Below are 21,764 nucleotides of genomic sequence, written 5' to 3'. Positions count from 1 at the left end.
CTCACTTTGTACACTTACATATACTGTGCCACCTGTTACTTTTAAAAGGTCTTTCCCTAAAATTGTTGCTTCTGTTTTTCCTTCCGCTACTGCTTCTGAGGCCGCGATGGCTGCTCCACCTTTTGATGCTTCATATACACGGACAATGTCACCTTTTTTCAATTTTGACACTGTAATTGCATCTGCATTTCCAACTTTATTATTTGACACTGTGATTTTTTCTACTGCCGGTGCCACTGTTGTTGGCTCCGCTTCATACTTCACTGTGACTCTCTTACTCTCATCTTTATTCGGTTTCGTTACTGTTACGTATACGGTGCCACCTGTTGATACTAGTAAATCTTTTCCTGTGATTGTTGCTTCTTTTTTGCCCTCGGCCACAGCAGCTGAAGTTGCTTTCAAGTTTCCTCCTGTTGATGCATCATATATTTTTACAATATCTCCTGGAGCCAACTCACTCACTGTAATTGTATCCGCATCTCCAGCTTTATTGTTCGCTACTTTTACTGTATCCACCGCTGGTGCCACTGTTACTTCCGATTCATATTTCATCGCTGTACGTGTACTTTCTAATTCACTTTCACTTTGTACACTTACGTACACTGTGCCACCTGTTGCTTTTAGTAAATCTTTTTTTGTAATTGTAACTTCTACTTTACCTTCTGCTACTGCTTCTGATGTCGCAATCGCTTCTCCACCTTTAGATGCTTCGTACACTCTCACAATGTCGCCTTTTTTCAATTCTGACACTGTAATTGTGTCAGTTTCACCTTTTTTATTATTTATAATATTCGCCTTTTCTACCGAAAGTGCTGCTGTTTTTGCTGATGTAACCTCAGCTGCAACAGCAGTAATTGATGGATATGTAGCTGAGACTAGTAATGCTGAACTTACACAAACGCTTGCTAAAAACTTCGAATTTTTACTTTTCATTCTCATAATCCTCCCAAAGATTATTTTTCTATTATTTTATTCCTTATAATTTAATATCCCTATTAAAGGATATTTTTATATTAACAGATTATATTATCGTACTTTTTTTAAAAATATGCTAGTGAATTTTTTTAAAACTTGTTATATCTCTTAATATTACGTAATATAGAATGAGTGACATGAAATATTTAACGAAAGTAACACAATCTACTAATAAATATTGAAAATTAAATATCATTTGAATAGCTTCGACAGCAGAAATTTAAATAACCACCATGTAGACTTTTCAAATGTGACTTTCCAAATAAAAATGCGAATATGGTGCAAGAGATGAGCGATTTTTAAAAGCTTAAACTTTCAATTAAATTTGCACTAAATTATAATCTTTAAAACTATTTAAATAGCCTCATAAAAAAGAAAAAGCCGGATACACATAATCCTTCCTTTTCTTTAATCCTGTTAAACAGTTCCGATAATCGCTCTAGATTTGTAGACGTAGAAGAATCTTTATATGGATTGTTATGAATGATAACTTTAGGATACATGTTTTTTAGATTATGAAGAACATACTCTTTTCTTATTTCTTTATCGTTATTTAAAATTCAAATTATTAATTCGAGTTACACTAAACATATTTTTATAAAACACCTTTTCCTTTTACGGAACGATTCCACACAAAACAAAAGGGAAATACATATAAACTATGTATCTCCCTTTTGTTTTGTACCCAAATTTTATTACTGTGTTACCGTCATAACTTGTCCGCTACGGTCAACCATTATTTTCATTTTTCCGTCTTGTGCATTATATAGCCCTAGTTTATGTAATTCCATTTTACAATCTTGTACGAAAGTTGGTAATTTACGAATTTGATCAATATCAGAACTTGTAATGAAATGAATTAAAAGCTGCGTCATGCCTTTAATATCTTGCACAAGCTCTTCTTTTTCTCGTTTTAACCTTTCATTTTCTAGTTGTAACGACTGCAATTCACCTTCTAAGCTACGTGTATTCTTCGCCTCTCTAGAACGCCCTGCTGCCATGCTAGAAAGCTTATAAATACCTTCCATAAACTGATGTAGTTCGTCTTCTTTCCTTTCACTACATTGATTAATTGTTTCAAAGTTATCAACAATACCAGATATAACTGTTACAAGATTTTTTTCATCCTCTTTATGCTGGATTTCTTCTTTTAATTCGTACTCGTTTTCTTGTTTTCTTGCAACGATTGTCTCTTTTACTGGTATATATTTTCGCTTTCGTCCTGGTTTTTGTTTTTCAATATTTTCAAACGATATTTCACGTTTTTTTAATTTATAATACGTATTTTGCAATTGACTTTCTGTTTTTGGAAAAAGATTTAGTTCATTTTTACTTACGTATTTTGAAATATTTAAAATGTTTAAACCGTGACGTTGACAAAATTGATACACTTCATACAGTAGCTCTAGTTCAGACTTCAGCCATGTAATTGCTGATTTTTCATATGCTCGCATCCCGCCATTTTTTTCTATATCTATTTGAAATAATACCATTCTATTATATAAATCAACTAATTCTTCATACTTTACTTGGAATTCTTTTTCTATTTTTTTAAATTCCACCTCTAGTTGCATATCGTTCATTTTATTATTTGACATGTTTTGTAAAAGACCTAATACATTAATTGCTGTGTGGTGATACATAATCTGTGCCACTCCCCCTCATCCTTTCACAATTCTCATCTGACTCCCATGTCTTTTAAGAAAATAGCAATTTTTACATATCCATATTATAACAGTTCGAAATTATCTGTCAAATAATAAACATACAAAAATGTATAGAAAGTATAAAAATTTGGAAAATGTTTTTTATTAATATGTAAAATTGCATATTAATTACATTTAATTATATTATATGGTATTTTGAATGTTTTTTCACCGAAAAAATTTGCGTTACCACGAAATGTTACTAAAATAACCCTCGAAAATACGTTTGCTTATATTTTCAAATCAAAAATCTTCATTTGAAGATTTTTTCATACATACAGCGCCAAACATCTTAGAAACCTTTCATTTTTCTGCCAGGTTAGAGTATAGAATACCAAAAAGGAACTAGCCAATGCTACACATGGCTAATTCCTTCCCCTCTCTAACAGAATAGAGTTATAAATCTAGTCTTCAGATCCTCAATCAAAGTCTCACTTCTTCTTACCTAAACTTCATACCTCTGAACTCACATCGCATGAGACTCTATTAATCACTAAAAACTTACTTACATAAGTAGTTCCCCTATTCCTACTAAATAGAAAAATGTTATACGCCAGCTCTTCTACTTACCTATAACCACTCCATATCTCTGGTCTCAACATCGCATAGGGCTCTATTAAGCACTGACCGCTCAACACTTAGCTAGAGCTTCTATTCTGGCTAAATAGAAGCTTTTAAAGCACTAACTTATCAACTAAACCAATTAGCTCTTGAATATCTGGCTTACTTACTTGGGCATTTGCTCCTACAGCTTCACCTTTATGGAATAATTCATTTGTAATTAATGAAGAGAAAATAATGACTGGTAAACGATTCATTACTTCACTATCCTTAACCACTTTCGTTAAATGATGTCCATCCATTTTTGGCATTTCAATATCCGTAATTAGCAAGTGAATATGTTCAAACATTTTCTCGCCTTGCTCTTTCGCTAATTTTTCAATTTGCGCTAACGCTTCTGCACCATTGCTGAAGAAGTTCATTTTCGTATATCCAGCTGATGATAATGTTTCTTCTAATATTTGGCGTAGCATCGCTGAATCTTCTGCAATATAAATTACTTTTTCAGCTCGATCTGTTTTTTGTTCTAACCCTGCAATTGATTTATTGTCATAACCAGTGCCGCTAATTTCACATACAATTTTTTCATAATCTAATAGTAAAATGATTTTGCCATCTAGTTTTACAATACCAGATGTCGTTTCTTCTAGTCCCATAGATAATGAAGCTGGTTCATCAATTTGTTCCCACGAAATACGTTGAATACGATGCACTTCATCAACGCGGAAAATAACTTTCATTTGGTTTAATTCTGAGATGATAAATTTCGTTTGATCAAGTGGCTTTGTTGACTTTAAATTAAGAGCCATTGCCAAGTTAATAACAGGTAAAATTTCACCACGTACTTGAACAACACCTTCAACTGCATGATGAGATTCTGGCACAGTTGTAACAGGGAATGGATTAATGATTTCACGTACTTTCATAACATTAATACTAAATAGGTTTTCACCAACAGTATACGTAACAATCTCTAATTCATTTGTTCCGCTTTCTAATAAAATACTTTGTGCTTGTGACATAAAGGTGTCGCTCCCCTTCCATTAATTCCGTATATCTAATTATTAAGCTTTATAAAAGCGAAAAAGTCAACTACCTATATAAAAATATAGATAGTTGATCGATTCATTTTATTAAAAAAAAATTAATCTTGTATAAACGAAGCAAGTGCTTCTAATAACACTTCTTGCGCTCCTACAATTTCTGTCGGCATTGCTTCCCATTTTTTCGAAAGCTCCGTCTCTACTCTTATTCTCAGCTCAGAATTCATTTCTGCTAGCACATATTCTTTCGTTGCTATATCAACATCAAGTAGCGCAAGTGCATATAATTCCGGGTCATTTATTTTTTCGAATAATCGTTTTAATACCACCGGTGCTATATGTTTTAATTTTTCAATATGAATCTCCTTATCAGAAAATAGTAACTCATATTGAATAAACGTAACATTTTCTTTAATCACTTTAAAATAACAATTATTTTTTTTATCATTCACAAAATAACCGTTTGGATCGGCAATAATACTCTCTACTTTACGGATTAAATCTGGCAAACTATTCGCCGCCATTACAGTCCGCTGCTCAACCTCACTCGGCGAAATGAATGTAACGCGATACTTATTTTGCGCCATCCTCCTCACCTCTCCTTTTATAAAAATCTATCGTCACATACTATCCAGAAGGCACACTGGCCTACTATGAAATGATTATCTCATCCCCATCCATCTCAGTATGCCTCCATAGCTCTATTCTTACAACTAGGAGCTCTTCTGGACCATAAATGTTTATCCACACTAAACTTTGCTTACCTCTTCTTATACTACTCTAGTAACTCTCCATACCTCTGTCCTTACACACCAGTCGAGGTCCTATTAGGCACTAACCGCTCCAAAACAACGCTGGGTCCTCTCGTCAACCCTAAAAAGAGCTTTTAAGATCTTTTTAAGAACTTTTCAATAACTCTATGTTATTAAACCAAAACGCTATCTGCTGATCCGTAATATTTGGCAACATAACAAAAAACTCACGACACTTCATCTCATCCTTAAACAGCTGATACTTCCAAACGCTATCGCTACCAACACTTATGAAATAAAACTCATGGATACGGCCAATGATTGCTTGTTTTTCGCCAAATGAATACGGAGGCACTTGCTTAATTTCAAATTGATCTGGTAAATATACATGCTCTTCTCGTTCTATTTTTAATACTTGCTCGGCAAGTTCACGTTTATTTTCGAAAAAAGGCAATTGTAAAATTCGCTCTTGTCTTGTCATACGAATAAAAAACCCTTTCTACTCCATTACATTTTTTCATTACGATATATTATCGAATTAAGTTTACAACTTCATTTAATACTTCATCTGAAACTTTAATTACTTTCGCATTTCCTTGGAATCCGCGTTGGTATAACATTAAGTCAACGAATTCTACAGATAAATCCACATTGGCACCTTCTTGTGCACCACCGCGTACTTTACCTGCACCATTTTGACCAGATGCACCAAGTGCTAAAATACCTGTTGTATTCGTCGCTGTATAGTTACCATTACCTGTTTTCATTAGTCCACCTTCGTTCGGGAACATCGCAACAGCTAATTGACCAGCTGATTTCATACTTCCATCAGAATATTTTACCATTACATATCCACCGTCAGCAATGAAGCAATCTTTAACCGTCGCTGCTGCTCTACCATCTACGTCTGTTACTGATAATGTTTTATCTGTTGGATGATTTGTTAAATGACTTAAGTCTAATTTTATAGAGCCTCCATCAAACGGAATATTGGCTCCTTGCTCTTTCGGATTTGGATTTCCAACAGCATCAAATGTCATATTACCACCTGCACCTTGAACATCTTTAAACTCTGTTTCTTTTTTCGAGTCATTGCGCATTTGTACTTTATATGTATAATTATGTTCACTCGTTTGTTTAAACTCTACACGCATTGTCCATGTATTCCCTGCATTATCATATACAGGTAAATCTTGTGTAATTTGTTTTTCACCAGTTGGAATATTCCCTTTAATTGTCCCTTTCGATGTTCGAATACCACCAATTGCTGTTCCCATTGGAATTTGCAACGGTCCTGGAATTCCAGATAAATCAACCTCACCAGTTGCCTCATTCGCAGGGTATGCAAACACGTATTGACCTTCAGTATTCGTAATATAGTAATCTGAAGATATCCCAAACGTACCTTTACGAGTAAATTCCATATTTCCGCCTTTTGAATCACCTACAACGAAGAAACCATTACCTTCCATTGCTGCTTGTGTTTTGCCACCTGTTAACGTAATTGTACCATCACTATAATCCGTAACCGTACCACTCATTTTTACACCGTTACCAATACTTTTCGGATTCGTTCCTGCATATTTACCGTCACCTTTTGCACCAATCGAATTGTTATATAGTAAATCATCAAACATTGCTTTTTGTTTTTTATAACCTACTGTTTGTGCATTGGCAATATTATTTGAAGTTACACTTAATGCATTTTGTGTTGCATTCATTCCTGTAATACTTGTATATAACGCTTTAATCATAACGTATGGACACTCCTTATGAATTTGTAGTTTTTACTTCTTCAGTTACTTTTTGATCGTCTTTCTTTGCGTCTTCTGGGTTCGTTTCCCCAATCGGTTTATCAGACACTCTCTCAACGAAACGAAGAGATACAACTTTATTATTAATAACGAGCTGTACATCGTTATTTTCCGCAAGGCGAACCGTTTCTACTTGACCGGTTACTTTGTTTCCGTCGCCGTCAACACCTCTTACGTATTTACCTAAAAACTTCATTCCACCATCAAGTGCTGTTGAATACATCGTTGATTGCAGCTTATCTACTGCTTTCGTCATATTCTGTACTTGTTCCATAAGAGATAACTGTGCTGTCTGATTCATCATTTGATTCATATCCATCGCATTAAATGGATCTTGATGTTGAAAACTTGATAAAAACAATTTCAGGAAATCATCTTTCCCCATTACCCCAGGAGTCTTTTGCGCTCCTGCAGAAACTCCATTACTTTGTTGCACTGGCGATTGTACACCATTAACAGGTACATTACTTTTTTGCGCTCCTGTTTGTAACGGAATATGATTTGTACTCGTTGTATTTAATCCAACTGTTGGCACGCTTTATTCCTCCAATAATCCCGCAAATTCTGTTGATTGTTGTTTTTCATGATTTGTATTTGCTAATTTCTGTTTTTGCCTTTGCTCTTGTTCTCGCTGTTCTTTACGATTTTCATCTTTATCTGAATAGCTAATTTGAATGTTTATTTCTTTTTCTTTTAACTTTAATTTCAATTCATCAAAAATGATTTCAACACGTTTTTTCGCATCGTGTTTTTCCATTTCTACGTGAACGTCAATTTGATCTCCGTGTTTTTTCATAAATACTGTTAATGTACCAAGTTTTTCTGGATTTAACTGGAATAAAACACGTTCTTGTTTCACTACAAATTTTTGCAGCGCTTCTACTTGCGCTTCCATTTTCTTTCCTAAGTCAGGTAATGAAACTTTCTCAGCACCACTATTTGATTTCCCTATGTGTTCGGTACTCGTCGTTTTATTTAATAACTCTGCACCTGTAGAGCTCGAATCATTTAATGCATCAACCTCTGGCAACTCTACCTTTGCATCATCGCTCTCACCTTTCGGAAGATCTACGTCTTTAAACTCTTCTTGTTTCTTTGCGATATTACAAGTTTCTGTTTCTACAACCTTCAATGCTTGCATCGTTTGCTCCGGCATCTTCATTTTGTCTAATACCATTTGCATTGTATCTTCTAAACATATAGCATTTTTGATATTCATATTTGAAAGAAGTTCTTGTAATTGTTGTAATTCAGCTGCAGGTAATTCATTAAGTTTAATATTGCCATATTCTTGATATAGCTCTTGTATTTTTTGTATGTATTGATATAACAATTCCGGCTGCACATGTAATTGCTCAATTGCAACCATTTGCTCAGATACAGCTAATAACAACTGTTCTGTCTCTTTTTTTTCTTCTTTCTTTACAATAGGCTCTTCTTTCGTTACCGATTTTTTAGAAAGAATATAATCTTTTTTCTCTTCTGTTGGTGCTTCTTCTCGTTTCGTTTTCTCCGTTTTCGGCTGTTTTTTATTTTCCATTCTCATCGTACGATCGAATGAAGAATCTTCATTTTTTGATTGTATTTCTAGCCCTTTGTCTTTTTGCGGAGGTAAACTTTGTTGCACCGGTAATACAGACTGTATCACTACATTCACCTCATCCATTCATACACATTTTCAAATCCAGAAGCATTTTTTCTTCCAGCTTTTCTTGTGCTTTCGCAAGCTTTTTGCAATTTTCTTGATACATCTCATCAATGACACGTTCTTTTTCTTTTACTTGCTCTAAAAGGCTTTCATTTTTTTGAATAAAACCTTCCGTTTTTTTAATTTTTCGATTCCATTCTTCTATTCTTTCAGGTGAAAACGTATGTGAAGAAAGCATGCCAGCCATAATACGTTGCCCAGTTTGTACGACTTTACTACGCGATTTCACAACATATAAATCATATTCTTTTTTTTGTTCTATTTTTCTTTTTTCAGCTGTTAATTCATACACTTCTTTTAAAATATGTTCTTTTTCTTGATTTATTTGCAATTTTATTGTGTCGTACTGCTGTTTATCCACCTGTTTTCATAGCCCCTTCCTATTATAACGTTCTCTTTTTCTATTATATAGTTTTTTTCCAAAAAAATCTGTGAAATATTAAAAAACAAAAAAATAAGACCTCTTGGGCAGAGGCCTTATACTATATGGTGTATCGCTTCAACGATATCATCAAATTGGAAACTATCCGATCGACCTTGCTTTAAAAACGTATTTATACCTTCTACTTTATTTTTACATTCAAAAATATAAGCATTTTCTTCATTTTCTTGAATCGTTCCTAACTTAAAATACAATTCATTTTCTTTATAAATTGATAAAATTTTTCTCATTTCATTTGCAAGTTGCCAATGATGTGGCGAAACAATTTCTTCCATAATCCTACTTACTGAATCTAATACTGAAATTGCAGGATAATGACTAAGCGTTGCAAGCTCACGCTTTAATACAATATGTCCATCTAAAATACCACGTGCTAAATCTGGTACAGGACCATTTAAATCGTCCCCATCAACAAGCACCGTATAAATACCTGTTATAGATCCCTTTTGTGTTTTCCCGGACCGCTCTAACAGCTTCTTCATATAACTTTCCATTAGCAGTGTTTTACCACCAATCGGTAACTCTTTAACAGCAATATCAACACTTCTTCGTGCATCGGCAAAACGAGTAACAGAGTCCATCATAAGTAATACGTTATTGCCTTGATCACGGAAGTATTCAGCAATAGACGTTGCGAGTTTCGCTGCACGAAGTTGCATAAGATGACTTTCATCTGACGTCGCTACAACAACGACGCTTTTTCTCATACCTTCGTCGCCTAATTCTTTTCGAATAAAGTCTTTTACTTCCCGGCCACGTTCTCCTACTAAACTAATAACGTTTATATCAGCTTTTGCGTTTTTTGCTATCATTCCAAGTAAAGTAGATTTACCAACACCTGATCCAGCAAAAATACCAATCTTTTGACCGATACCAATTGTTAGCATAGAATCAATTGATTTTATTCCTGTTTCAAATACATCAGTAATCTCTTCACGTTCAAATGCATGTATAGGCGGTGCATCTAGTTTTATTTTCTGTAATGGAATGTTTTCAGCGTCCTCATTTAATACTTCACCATTTGCACTTAACACTTTTCCGAGTAAGTGATTACCACGTGGTACAACAACATCTTCTGAAATTAAAATCACTGAATCTCCATAACATACTTTTTCTGTCTGTTCAAATGGAAGTAGCATATTATTTTCTTTTTCAATAGCAATCACTTCACATAAGACCTTATGTTCTCCAACGAAGCAAACATCTCCAATCTTCGCTTTCGGCCCTTTTGCTACGAAAAACTGTTCTTGTACACTATGAACTTTGCCTACTTTCGTATACAGTGGTGTTTCAATGAACTTATTCCATTTTTCGTTCTCATTCATTAACAGACGGCTCATACATTTTGCTCCTCAAATAGCTTCTCTTCTTCCCATTTCTGACGAAGTTTCGCAAATATAGGTGCAAATTTAAATTCAAAGAACTCTTTCTCTTCTTCCAGAACAAATTCACCAAACTGCAGGGAGAAATCATATTTCCATTCTACTAATTGTAGCAACCAATATTCTTTCGTATTTTCCTTCTCTTCTTGAATACGTTCAAACGTTTCTGGATGTACTGTAATGATTAATTTTTCAAACGAAGTTGGCAATGTTTGCACGATGCCAGTTAAAATAGGTAACACATCAAGCAATCGTGAATCTACCGCTTGATTCACGATTTTTTCTGCTAGATGAAAAGATTGATCCCATAATAACTCTGTCCATTCGTATGCTGTTTCTTGTTGTTCTTTTTGAAACTGCACACGCGCTGCTTCCATCTGTTCCATTTGTTCATGAATATGCATTTGAAATTGTTCTTTATCTTGTAATAACTGCTGCCGCTCTCTTTCTAGCATTTGCTGCTCTTGCCTTAGCTGATTCATTTCCATATGTAATGATTCTTGCTGGGCGCGAAGTTCTGCATGATCAGCTTGTAATTCTTCCTCTTCTATTTGGACTGAAGCTGGTTTTGGAAATTGTAATTCATACGTTTCTTCAGAAAAAGAAACAGAATTCTTCGGAATTCTGTTTTTAAATAAGGACATCCTCTTCACCTCTTTGAACGATAATTCTTCCTTCTTTCTCTAGCTTTTTCACTGTACCAGTGATCGTTTGCTGCGCTTTTTCAGCATCCGTCATCTTAAGCGGTCCTAAGCCATCTAATTCTTCTAGAATCATCTCTTTACGGTTTGAAGACATACATGTAAATAGTTTCTCTTTAATTTCTTCTTTTGCAATTTTAAGTGCTTTCGCAAGAACACCGTTATCTGTAATTTCTTCTAATACACGGCGAAGCGCAAGAGCTTCAAGACCAAGTAAGTCTTCAAAGACAAACATATTTTCTTTAATTTTCTCAGATAACTCATAATCGACTTCATCCAGCTTTTGAAAGACTGTTTTTTCAACACCTCGTGAAACGTTATTTAAAATGTTTACGATCGTTTTCAAGCCATCAGTTTTATTAATTGCACTGAATGCCATATTATTTAATTTCGATTTTAACAACTCACCAATTTGATTAATTAATTCACCATCAACTTGTTCTAACTTCGCAATACCCATTACCGTCTCTACTCGTTTATGATCTGGCAATCTCTCAATTAATTGAGACGCAAGCTGCGGTTTAATATAAGAAGCGATAATTGCAATTGTTTGTGGTGATTCATCATTAAGCACTGTAAGAAGTGGCTCTAAATCTGTAAGTGAATTTAAGAATTCAAATGGATTATCTTTGTTATACCAAAGGTCTTCCAATAATTTTTCCAGTTCGTCTTCTGGCATGTTTTTAAATATGCGACGAATGTATTCTTTATCTGGAGTGACTAAGTTCAATTCTTTTACATTTAGTTCATATAAGAACTCTCCTAGTACATTTTCTAACGTTTCTGGTTTATATACACGAAACTTCGCGATTTCACGAAGTAATACTTCTTTTTCCTCAGCTGTCATATATTCAATGACTTTTGCTGCCACCCCTTCTTCTAATGTACGAATAAGGATGGCAGCTTTTTCTTTGGAGGAGATTTCATCTAACATCGTTGTTCCTCCCTTACTGTCCGTTTAGCCATTTTTTAATTACTTTTGCAGTACCTTCTACATGTTCTTTCGTAGCATCCTGCACTTGTTCATCTAACGTTGGTTCTTTCGGTTCTTCTGGTTCAGGTTTTGGCTCTGGCACTATTTTTTCTTCAGGAATTTCCAAGATACTTTCATTACTTGCAGCAATTTCATCTTCTGCTAAGTATTCTTCATATTCCTCTTCTTCTTCTTTCTTTCTCTTACGTCTTGCTAATAAGAACCATACTAGACCACCGATCGCTAATAAGCCAGCTGTAATTCCACCGAATAACCACCAGTTCATGCCACTTTTTTCTGGCTCTTTCTCTTTTTCGACTTTCGGCTGATCGAACTGAACAGTTACAACGTTAACTTGACCATTTATAAAGTTACCGTTCGGATCAGCTTGAAGTCCTGCCGCTGTTCCGATTGCTTCTTTAAAAGTTGTCATATCCATTCTACGTTTTACTAGCGTATCATTATCTACCCATACAACAACATTTGTTTTCGTTAATTCTGGGTGTTTCTTAATTGTTTCAACTGTTTTATCTATTTCATAGTTTTCTATTTTATTACCATTTTTATTATTATAAACAACTTTACCATTTTGATTATTGTTCGTACCGTAGTTCGGCACTTCACCGTTTGCTGTAATACCAGCACTTTGCTTCGTATCTGTCCCTTCTTGCGCAGTAGAGCTTTCCTCTTGCTCTTGTTTACTACGAAGTACACCTTTATCACCATACTTTTCTGACTGACGTGTAACTTCATCGTAGTTTACAGATACTTTCGTATTCACTTTATATTCATTCGGTTTAAACATCGTCATTAATGTTGCATCAATATCTTGCTTTAATTTACCTTCAAGTTGATGCTGCATCTCTACTTCTTTCTCATAAGAAGAGGAACTACTAGAATGCGCTTCATCTGCTCCTTTTGAGATAACACCTTTTTTACTATCAATAACACTTACTTCTTCTGCCTTCACACCAGGAACTGCTGCACTTATCATTTGCTGTATACCTGCAACTTGATCAGCTGTTAACAATTGGCCACGCTTCACTCCAACCGTAATCGCCGCTGTTCCTTTTGCTTTTTCTTCATCAAAAATCGTCTCTTTTTCAGGCAATGTAATTTGAACATTTGCCGTTTCAACTGTCGCAAAGTTTCTTACAATATCTTGCTCCAATTGCTTCTTCGTACCGACAATTTGTTTCATTTTTTTATCTTGCTCACTTGAACCGAGCGAGCTTTCTAATAAAATTTCCTCACCGCTTTTAGAATTAAACGGTAAGCCCATCCCATTCATTTCTTTTCGAACCCATGGAGCATCATTCTTTTGCACACGAATCGAACCATCGGCCGCTAATTGATAATCGACACCTAACTTCGATAATTCTGCTGTAATCTCTTGTTTATCTGTATCATTTAAATTTTGATATACAACAACATATTTATCTGGCAAGGTGAAGTATAAAAGTGCTCCTGTTACAATCGCTAAAAGCGCAGCACCAATTACTAACTTATGCCACGTTTTTAACGATTGGATAACATTTTTCATCTTTTCCATTTAAACACACCCGTCCACTTTCCTAAATTTGCATATTAATTAGTGACTTATAATTTTCAATAAGATTATCACGTACGAGAGCAGCTGTTTTCATTTGAGACTCAGCTTTCTTTTGCTGAATTAAAACGTCATGTGTTTCTCCTACCCCTTTAGTTAGTAAATCATATACTGCTGTTTGTGCATTGTTTTGCGTTTGATTCATATCTTCCAATAAATCAATAAACTTTTTCCCCTCAACTACAGATGTTTGAGAAGTTTTCGGTGCACCAATTGACTGAATTGCTCCAAATGGTTGTGTATGTAACATTGGTTGGATTTTCATATTACTATCTTCCCCCTTATCCTCGGCCGATTTCTAAATCTTTATCAAGCATTTTTTTATTTGCATTTAATACACTCGTATTCGCTTCATACATTTTTTGAGCAACCATTACATTCGTCATTTCAGCAGTTACATCAATATTTGGATAACGTACATATCCTTCTTCATTTGCGTGCGGATGCGTCGGATCATACACTAAATTTTCCGTTTTGTCTGCTTCAATACTTTTTATTTTTACTCCATTAGTAGGAGCACCATCTAACATACTTGCAAAACTATTGTTTGATTCTAGCACCACACTACGACGCTCATATAAATCTGCCCCCGGAGCCGCCGTCGTATTCGCATTTACAATATTGTTAGAAGTAACTTCCATCCACTTTCTCGCTGTCGTTAGCCCTGAGCCACTTGCATTAATTGCCTGAAACATCCGTTGTCTCTCCTTCTACTTAACGTCCGCGTGCCGCTTGGTTAATTGCATATTGTGTATTAATCGCGTTAATTGAAATACCGTATAACTGATTTGCTTTCATTAAATCTAGCATTTCTGTCGTTACATCCACACTATTTCCGTCTTTATTCGTTTGCATTGATTTTGTTTGAATCTTTGCATATGTATTTTTCATATTTACTGTCGGCAAGTGCATTTCATTCGTTTGATATAAATCTGGATTGCTCTTTAAATCAGCCGCATTGTTTTTATATAATGCACTACTTTTATTCATCTGCTCAGCAAATGTTACATCTTGTGCTTTATAGCCAGGTGTATTCGCATTTGCAATATTACTAGAAACCGTATTTCGTTTCGTTACTAAATAATTCATATAATGGCTTACATCACTCACTAAATCTGGCATATTCCACACCCTTCCTTTTCTAACTTAATGATCCACTGATGGAAGTTTCACTTCATTATTTATTTTCTTATATGTATTTATTAAAATATTAACTATTATGTACCCTTACATATTTTATTCCATTTTTCCATTGTTGTCTTTAGAAAAATATAAAAATATAAAAAAGAATACGAAAAAACTGTATACACGCAGTAATTCATGAAACATTTCAACATATGAACTACAAACTAAGTTCATTTTTATATTATTTAGATTACTACTTTTTTATTACAGTCATAAAGTGAAACCTCAATCAGCGGAATTCTTTATTTAAACAAAGGAATGGATCCCCTTTTAAAAGGGGAATCCGTTTCCAAACTCTATCATTAATATTTACCGTAAAATGAATTAGCTTTCATCCGCCCATCATTTTCCATTATCATTTCTTCCAAAATCTTTTGCTTATCTCGAATATGCTGAGCTGCCTTAATAATGAATGGGCTTACTTCTGCTGCAACTTGTGCACGTGTTTCTTCATCCAATGTCATCATCCAGCGATTTAACATTTCACTCTTCTCAGCAAACTCTCCATCTGACACTTGCAATTCACCGATTTCATTAAAACAGCCGACAAACGTCCGATAAATATCATTGTTCATTTTCAAGTGCTCCGCGGTAACCATCTATTAAATCTTGTAATACTTTCACAATTGCATCCATGTCTTTTGCCTCACGAGTCACTTTCATCGTTTGAATTTGAATGCTAATCCAATCGTATAAGCCATATAAACTATCATATAAATCTTTTGTAATTTCAGGGTTTAATTGAAGTTTTAATTCTTCAAAAATACGTTCTAACTTTTCAAGAAGCGCATCTCCTTCTTGTAAGTTAAAAGTATGTAAAAGTTCTTCTAAATTACGAAACTCTACAATACATCTTTCATAAATAAAAATTGTATTTTTAATCGGATTACTCGTCATAATATCATTTTGCATATAACGTTGCCATGCTTGCATACGATCACTTCCTTAGATTTCATTAATCATCACTTTTTTGTTTTGTCATTGCTTTAATTGTTTTTAGCTGACTATCAAGCGCCGCTAATGTACTTTCTAATTTTTGATATTTCTTTACAATATCATCTTGTTTTTGCTTATTTTGAATGTCAATATCATTGATTTTACGATCTAGTTTCCCCACACGGTCATCTATAATTTTTATTCTTTCTCCTATGATTCCCACGTCACCGAATATCTTATTAAATTGTGTATCTATTTGTTTTCCAAGACCATCTGCACTAAAAAAGAATTGTTTTGCCGCATCCGGGTTTTCTTTCAAAGCGTTTGTTAATTTTGCTTCATCAACTTGTAATGTACCCTCTTTTGTCACCTGAATACCATACGAAAACAAATAATTTCCATCTTGTGAGTATGTTACAATATTATTCATAATCCTTCTAATATCACCCATAATATTTTGGCCTTGAAGCGCTCCATTTTTCCCACCAAATAATTCTACTGTAGATACCGCTTGATTATAATTGCTTACCATTTTTTTTATAAGTTCATTCGCTTCTTTTACATTTGAATCTTCTACTGTAAATTTAACGCTCTTTCCTACCTCAGATTTATCTAGTTGAATTTTAACACCTGGAAGAGTTTCTATTGTATTTGACTCTCCATGCTCTTCAACCCCATTAATTACATATGTTGAATTTTTAGCCTTTTCTATTTCATTAAGTGTACCATCTGTTTTTACAAATCCCATCTTTTCTAAAAATTGACCGCTATCTTCTAACTTAATAGCTCCCTTTTCGCCCATTTTTGAAGAAGAAAAGAATATCTTATTTCCAAGAGAATATGCCGAAACTCCATAATTTCCACTATTAATTTTATTTATTAATTGACGGTATGTAGTATCCTTTGTAATTACAATATCCTGATTGTTAATCTTTATTGTTTCTTCCATATCAATTTTAGCATCTAAATCCGCTATCTTTTCACTTGAAATTTGATGGCGTTGAGCCAATTCTTTGACTTCAATATTAAAGGTTCCTGCAATTGCTGAAGCATCTGCTGTCACACTAATATATCCTTCTTGAGAGAGTGTTACTTTTTTTTCATTCCCTTTAAAACTAGATAAATCTTTCATTGTTTGTGTTAGAGAACTAAATTCCTTTTTCAAACTTGCATATAATAATTTTTCTTGTGTAAGTTGTTCCTTTTCATTATTATAAGGAGTTTTCTTCATATCCAACGCTTGTAATTCTAATTCTACTAGCTTTGAAGTATCTATTATATTATTGCCTAGATTCCAAATTTGTTGTCTATTACCAATACCTGTTGATGTAACTGCCATTAACTACCACTCCTTTTTTACATATAATCTAAAATACTCGTTTTACTCATCGTACTAACAGCTTTTAACGTCGCTTCATATGTTGCATTAATATATGCTAAGTCGGAAATTGCTACCGCTAAGTCGACATCTTCAATTTCTTTACGGTTTTCTTGAAGCGCTAAATTTTGTTCGCTTAAAATTGTTTTAAACGTCTCCATTGTGTTCATTGTTGAACCAACTTCAGTTGTACGGTTAATGATGCCATCTAAGTTTTTCTTGTTTTCTCCTAATAACGGTTGTAACGCTTTTTGATCACCTTTTTGCATCGCTTCACTCATCTGTTTTAACGTCTTTATAACCGGAGATAATAATGCCTCTCCGTTTCGAAATGCTTTTATTTCATAACCGTCATTTAGTTGCCAGTTCACATCATTTTGTCCACCTTGATACGTACCATCTTCTGTAAATGGCAGTTTTTCTGCACTATCACCACCGAAAATATAACGACCTTGCTCTTTCGTATTCGCTAAATATACAACTTGTTTTAAAATTTGATCAATCTCTGCACCAATGGCCTTCAATTCTTTTTCACCATTTTGCTCACTTAATGCCTGCACCATTAATTGATCTGTCCTCGTTAGAGATTTCAAAACACCTTGTAAAGTATTTTCAGTTTGTGTTAATACATTTTTCGAATCCGCTATATCTTTTTGCATTTGCTCCATATTCGCCAATGAATGTTGAATCGCAAATGACTTACTTGCCGCAAGTGGGTCTTCACTCATAAGAAGATTTTTCTTCCCTGAAGTTACTTGATTTCGATGATATTGCTGTTGCACGTTCAAATCCATTAACTGATTCTTTGCCCAGTTTGCATTTTGAAATGTAGATACTCTCATTTCTATCTCCTCCTTATATATTTTCAATCAATTACTATCACCTATCGAATAATCGAAAATAGACTATCAAACACTTCATTCATCGTAGTAATAGCTTTAGAGTTCGCCACGAAATATTTTTGGAAGGCCATTAAATTTACCATTTCCTCTTCCATATTTACCCCTTCAACGCTCATCTTTTCTTGCTGAATGCCTTCTAATAAGTCCCCATGAATTTTTTGATAAGCATTCACTGCACTTTTATCAGAAGCTACACGAACTATGAATTGGTCTAATGCTGCTTTATAAGAAAGACCTTCTTTATAGTCTCCATCTGTAATTGCTGCTAGTTTATTTGCTGTTTCAGCAGATATTTTCATTTTCGAAATATCTTTTTGAAATTCTGGATTTAACTTCATATCTTTCGCATGATCTCCAACGAAGAAATCTTTTCCCATCACTGTATTCACTTGATTTTTCACTGAACTCATTAAGTCTTCAAGATTTTTTTTATAATCAACAATCTTCGCTTTCGTGTCAATCGCTGATTTTATCGCTCCGCTAGTTACATTGATTTCTGAACCGTAAATCTCAACTGACATTGGGTCTTTTTCTTTATTTAATTGAAGTGGATATGTATCTTGTCCATTTACTGTTAAAATACCATTCATTCTAACACTCGCAATATTAGGATTCATAGATTCATAAGATACTTCGATGTTTGCATACTTAGACATCTCTGTAACGATGCGATCTCGTTCGTCTAAAAGTTGATTCGGCACTTGTGTACCTGCTTGTCCAATTTTATGATTCGCTTCTGCTAAACTAGCAGCAAGACGATTAAATTCATTAACATGCGCTTCAATATCTTCTGCCGTCTGCGCTTCCACTGTATCTAAGTTTTTCGCAAGACGATTTACTTGACTTGTGAACTTCCCAGTTTCAGAAATTAATGTATCGTAGTAGTTTGGTTGTTCTGGATTTTTTGCCACTTCACGAAAGGCATTAAAGAAACCGTCCATTAAACTAGATAATGAATTCTTTCCTGTCGTTCCAACCATAGACTCTACACGTGATAAAGTCGAATTCATATAGTTATAGTAAGAGAGCTGAGATAATTGATCATTAAACTGCTTCGTCTTTACCTCATCAGTAATACGGTCAACACCTAGCGTTTGTACACCGTAACCAATTCTCTGTTCTGGCGTATGACCATTACTTGCTCCAACAGATCCGTAATTCACCATTTGACGCACATAACCCGGTGTATGAATGTTAGATAAGTTTTGTTTCGTTGTTTGTAATCCCATTTGAGCCGCTAGCATCCCTGATAGCGGTGTATTATAATCAGATAATCTCATAAAGCTTCACTTCTCCTTTACAATAGTTCATTCATAAAGATTTGCGAATTATTGTTTCGCTCTAAATTATATTCAGAAACAGAATCCACAATACTTTCTGTAGTTTTTAATAGTACGTTTAAGTAATATTGATTTTTCAAAAGAATCATTTTTACATTCTCTTCTAATTCAGTTACGTTTTTTTGTAATTCTTCCATTTTTTCAATTTCTTCTTGAGAAAAATACGAAAATAATGCACTTACACGAGATGCTTCAACATCCTTTTCTTTACAAAACTGAACAACCATTTCTTCGAATGAGCTAGATAGTCCTTTTAAACCATCAATGTACTGCAATTGTTCTACTTGTAACTTTTGAACTGCATTTATATCTTTATTTTTTAAATTCTCATATATTTGCTCTCCAAGCGCTTGAATATTTTCATACGCCTTTTGTATAATAACGAGCTTTTCATATAATTGTATGTACATATAGCTTCCTTCCTTTTACAAGACTAAATTCACAATTAAACCATGGATTTCTCCAATTTGATTTAACATTTCTAAATGTCCTGTTTTCGTATTAATTAAATTCATAACATCTTCTAATTCATTCAATCCCATTTCTGCCTGTTTCACAATCGTCATTTTCTGTGAATATCCATAACGTGGGTGACGAGACATGACATCTTTATACTGCAATACATTATCAACGTAAAAATTCAAAAATGATTTTACTGTATTTTTGTATTCCATTACATTATCAAGCGTTAATTCCATTTCAATTTTTTCTTTAATTTCTCCAATATTATCGACAAACGCTTCCATTTGTTCTAGTAATTTATCTTTTTTCGGATCTGCATGCAAATTATCCGAAAATGCAAGTCCTGTCCTGACATTTGCTTCTTTCGGCATTTGAGTAGCAGGCGGTATATGCGATAAAATTGGATTATGCGAGATAGAACGTAGCATATATATCACCTATTTATTTTTTTATTTCTTCCTAAACTTAATCGTAAAATCCAGTTATTTATAATTATACTCTGAACAGTAATATTTTGCAGTTATTTTTTATAAAAGATATGTTACAATTTAGCATGAGGTGGCACAATTCTATGAATATTTTCCTTTGTGGTTCAAATCAATTAACAGCATTAGATCAAGAAGAAATTAAAAAATTTTTAACTGACTATGCTCACAAACATAAAATTTACATATTATGTTATAAATCTATTGAAAATGAGGTTCTTCGTTTTTTCGTTGAGAATGAAAGACTCGCTCAAAATTTATGCCTTTACACGCTGCAACCATTGCAAGCAATAACAGATGAATTTCAAGAAGTCGTTGATTACTTAAAAAAACACGGAGCCGAATATGTTGCTTTCGATCATCCTTCTGACTCCATTTACCGATCAGATTATATGTTTTTTGTTAAACAAATTATTGAAGACACTGATTTAGTTCTCTGTTTTTATAATGGGGACAAACATACATCTGTCATCCCTGTCGATGTTGCAAAAGAAGCAGGTATTGATGCTGTCATTTATGATTTACCAGGATTACATGAAAAGCAAATGAAAAAAAGCTTTGAACAAAAAATTCGTATGATGTAAAGGGGGCGGCACAATATCATTATTGTGCCCATTGTAAATATGATAATTGAACAAGATTATGATCATTTTATCGCGAGTTTTAAACAACAATTCAATATGGATATCGCTTCGTATAAGCAAGATAGAATGCGCCGTAGAATCGATGCTTTCATTTCGAGAAAAGGCTTTGAAAACTACACTAATTTTTTAAACAAATTACGTGCTGATCAAAATTTATTTTTAAATTTTATTGACTATATTACAATTAACGTTTCAGAGTTTTTTAGAAATAAAGAACGATGGCAAACTTTAGAGTCGAAAGCACTACCTAAATTACTCGAACAAAATAGCGGAAAATTAAAGGTATGGAGTGCCGCTTGCGCTGCTGGTGAAGAACCGTATACACTTTCTTTAATTTTATCAAAGCATCTAGCTCCATTTCGTTTTGAAATTCAAGCAACAGATCTTGATTTTCATATTTTAGAAACTGCAAAACGCGGTCAATATACAGAACGTTCGTTAAAGGAATTACCTAATGATTTGAAAGAACGTCATTTCACAAAAGAGAATGATCTATATTCATTGCATCAAAACATTAAACAAAACGTCTCGTTTAAACAACATGACCTTTTAATGCAGTCATTCGATACAAATTATGATTTGATTATTTGTCGCAACGTAATGATTTATTTTACCGAAGAAGCAAGAGTAAAACTTTATGAAAAATTTAGTCGTTCTTTACGAAAAGGCGGCGTACTATTTGTTGGTAGTACGGAACAAATTTTAACACCCGAGCGTTACAATCTTCAGCGATTTGATACATTCTTCTACGAAAAAATATAAAAAA

General features: G+C 33.9%; 24 protein-coding genes and 1 pseudogene. 2 read left to right on the top strand and 23 right to left on the bottom strand.

Annotated elements, in window-relative coordinates; translation table 11 throughout:
• The 23 genes and pseudogenes from ASE54_RS36665 to ASE54_RS01740 all read right to left on the bottom strand — a co-directional run.
• Positions 1 to 933, bottom strand: a pseudogene (locus tag ASE54_RS36665) (hypothetical protein); the annotation flags it as partial.
• A 737-nt stretch (positions 934 to 1,670) separates the two neighbouring features.
• Positions 1,671 to 2,618, bottom strand: a complete 948-nt coding sequence (locus ASE54_RS01845) for a DNA-binding domain-containing protein (RefSeq protein ID WP_000274691.1) — start codon at positions 2,616 to 2,618, stop codon at positions 1,671 to 1,673.
• Positions 2,619 to 3,355: 737 nt separating this feature from the next.
• The gene (locus ASE54_RS01840; protein WP_000075943.1) at positions 3,356 to 4,264 is read right to left on the bottom strand and encodes a chemotaxis protein; all 909 of its coding nucleotides are present in this window, start codon (positions 4,262 to 4,264) and stop codon (positions 3,356 to 3,358) included.
• A 122-nt stretch (positions 4,265 to 4,386) separates the two neighbouring features.
• A complete protein-coding gene (locus tag ASE54_RS01835; RefSeq protein WP_000068301.1) occupies positions 4,387 to 4,872 on the bottom strand; it encodes a hypothetical protein in 486 nt (161 codons plus the stop codon).
• A 310-nt stretch (positions 4,873 to 5,182) separates the two neighbouring features.
• Complete coding sequence (locus tag ASE54_RS01830) at positions 5,183 to 5,518, bottom strand: DUF3964 family protein (RefSeq protein ID WP_000198167.1); 336 nt, start codon at positions 5,516 to 5,518, stop codon at positions 5,183 to 5,185.
• A 49-nt stretch (positions 5,519 to 5,567) separates the two neighbouring features.
• Positions 5,568 to 6,791, bottom strand: a complete 1,224-nt coding sequence (locus tag ASE54_RS01825) for a flagellar hook protein FlgE (RefSeq protein ID WP_000588324.1) — start codon at positions 6,789 to 6,791, stop codon at positions 5,568 to 5,570.
• Between the two features lie 16 nt (positions 6,792 to 6,807).
• A complete protein-coding gene (locus tag ASE54_RS01820; protein ID WP_001143485.1) occupies positions 6,808 to 7,386 on the bottom strand; it encodes a flagellar hook assembly protein FlgD in 579 nt (192 codons plus the stop codon).
• A 3-nt stretch (positions 7,387 to 7,389) separates the two neighbouring features.
• Entirely contained in the window at positions 7,390 to 8,499 is a 1,110-nt protein-coding gene (locus tag ASE54_RS01815; RefSeq protein WP_000616444.1) for a flagellar hook-length control protein FliK, read from the bottom strand.
• Between the two features lie 10 nt (positions 8,500 to 8,509).
• On the bottom strand, positions 8,510 to 8,920 hold the full coding sequence (locus ASE54_RS01810) for a hypothetical protein (protein WP_000360860.1): 411 nt from the start codon (positions 8,918 to 8,920) through the stop codon (positions 8,510 to 8,512).
• Positions 8,921 to 9,036: 116 nt separating this feature from the next.
• Positions 9,037 to 10,341 carry a flagellar protein export ATPase FliI gene (locus ASE54_RS01805; protein WP_000088683.1) on the bottom strand — a complete coding sequence of 435 codons (1,305 nt, stop codon included), beginning with the start codon at positions 10,339 to 10,341 and terminating at the stop codon, positions 9,037 to 9,039.
• Positions 10,338 to 11,027, bottom strand: coding sequence for a FliH/SctL family protein (locus ASE54_RS01800; RefSeq protein WP_000051697.1), 690 nt, complete (start codon positions 11,025 to 11,027; stop codon positions 10,338 to 10,340). Before ASE54_RS01800 ends, ASE54_RS01805 begins: the two co-directional genes overlap by 4 nt.
• The gene (fliG, locus tag ASE54_RS01795) at positions 11,014 to 12,018 is read right to left on the bottom strand and encodes a flagellar motor switch protein FliG (protein WP_000883363.1); all 1,005 of its coding nucleotides are present in this window, start codon (positions 12,016 to 12,018) and stop codon (positions 11,014 to 11,016) included. Before fliG ends, ASE54_RS01800 begins: the two co-directional genes overlap by 14 nt.
• A 13-nt stretch (positions 12,019 to 12,031) precedes the next feature.
• Positions 12,032 to 13,609, bottom strand: coding sequence for a flagellar M-ring protein FliF C-terminal domain-containing protein (locus tag ASE54_RS01790; RefSeq protein WP_000413954.1), 1,578 nt, complete (start codon positions 13,607 to 13,609; stop codon positions 12,032 to 12,034).
• 22 nt (positions 13,610 to 13,631) lie between these two features.
• On the bottom strand, positions 13,632 to 13,931 hold the full coding sequence (fliE, locus tag ASE54_RS01785) for a flagellar hook-basal body complex protein FliE (protein WP_000701672.1): 300 nt from the start codon (positions 13,929 to 13,931) through the stop codon (positions 13,632 to 13,634).
• Positions 13,932 to 13,947: 16 nt separating this feature from the next.
• Positions 13,948 to 14,361 carry a flagellar basal body rod protein FlgC gene (gene flgC / locus ASE54_RS01780; RefSeq protein ID WP_000484680.1) on the bottom strand — a complete coding sequence of 138 codons (414 nt, stop codon included), beginning with the start codon at positions 14,359 to 14,361 and terminating at the stop codon, positions 13,948 to 13,950.
• Between the two features lie 19 nt (positions 14,362 to 14,380).
• On the bottom strand, positions 14,381 to 14,788 hold the full coding sequence (flgB, locus tag ASE54_RS01775; protein WP_001113106.1) for a flagellar basal body rod protein FlgB: 408 nt from the start codon (positions 14,786 to 14,788) through the stop codon (positions 14,381 to 14,383).
• A 365-nt stretch (positions 14,789 to 15,153) separates the two neighbouring features.
• Positions 15,154 to 15,426: a hypothetical protein gene (locus ASE54_RS01770; protein ID WP_001058079.1), complete on the bottom strand. Its 273-nt coding sequence runs from the start codon at positions 15,424 to 15,426 to the stop codon at positions 15,154 to 15,156.
• A complete protein-coding gene (locus tag ASE54_RS01765) occupies positions 15,416 to 15,784 on the bottom strand; it encodes a flagellar protein FliS (RefSeq protein ID WP_001149524.1) in 369 nt (122 codons plus the stop codon). Before ASE54_RS01765 ends, ASE54_RS01770 begins: the two co-directional genes overlap by 11 nt.
• 22 nt (positions 15,785 to 15,806) lie before the next feature.
• Positions 15,807 to 17,126 carry a flagellar hook-associated protein 2 gene (locus ASE54_RS01760; protein ID WP_000301747.1) on the bottom strand — a complete coding sequence of 440 codons (1,320 nt, stop codon included), beginning with the start codon at positions 17,124 to 17,126 and terminating at the stop codon, positions 15,807 to 15,809.
• Between the two features lie 17 nt (positions 17,127 to 17,143).
• On the bottom strand, positions 17,144 to 18,007 hold the full coding sequence (locus tag ASE54_RS01755) for a flagellar hook-associated protein 3 (protein WP_001266418.1): 864 nt from the start codon (positions 18,005 to 18,007) through the stop codon (positions 17,144 to 17,146).
• Positions 18,008 to 18,048: 41 nt separating this feature from the next.
• Entirely contained in the window at positions 18,049 to 19,347 is a 1,299-nt protein-coding gene (gene flgK, locus ASE54_RS01750; protein ID WP_001239708.1) for a flagellar hook-associated protein FlgK, read from the bottom strand.
• A gap of 17 nt (positions 19,348 to 19,364) precedes the next feature.
• On the bottom strand, positions 19,365 to 19,817 hold the full coding sequence (flgN, locus tag ASE54_RS01745) for a flagellar export chaperone FlgN (RefSeq protein ID WP_000275875.1): 453 nt from the start codon (positions 19,815 to 19,817) through the stop codon (positions 19,365 to 19,367).
• Between the two features lie 15 nt (positions 19,818 to 19,832).
• The gene (locus ASE54_RS01740) at positions 19,833 to 20,297 is read right to left on the bottom strand and encodes a YaaR family protein (RefSeq protein WP_000946323.1); all 465 of its coding nucleotides are present in this window, start codon (positions 20,295 to 20,297) and stop codon (positions 19,833 to 19,835) included.
• 143 nt (positions 20,298 to 20,440) lie between these two features.
• Between ASE54_RS01740 and ASE54_RS01735 the strand changes: the two genes are divergently transcribed.
• Both ASE54_RS01735 and cheR read left to right on the top strand, forming a co-directional pair.
• The gene (locus tag ASE54_RS01735) at positions 20,441 to 20,938 is read left to right on the top strand and encodes a flagellar motor switch protein FliG (protein WP_001020110.1); all 498 of its coding nucleotides are present in this window, start codon (positions 20,441 to 20,443) and stop codon (positions 20,936 to 20,938) included.
• 39 nt (positions 20,939 to 20,977) lie between these two features.
• Positions 20,978 to 21,760: a protein-glutamate O-methyltransferase CheR gene (cheR, locus tag ASE54_RS01730; RefSeq protein ID WP_000582876.1), complete on the top strand. Its 783-nt coding sequence runs from the start codon at positions 20,978 to 20,980 to the stop codon at positions 21,758 to 21,760.
• Positions 21,761 to 21,764 lie beyond the last annotated feature (4 nt).

Origin of the sequence: Bacillus sp. Root131 (assembly GCF_001429475.1) — a bacterium.
Taxonomy (GTDB): domain Bacteria; phylum Bacillota; class Bacilli; order Bacillales; family Bacillaceae_G; genus Bacillus_A; species Bacillus_A thuringiensis_S.
This window is presented reverse-complemented; position numbering and strand designations above follow the sequence as displayed.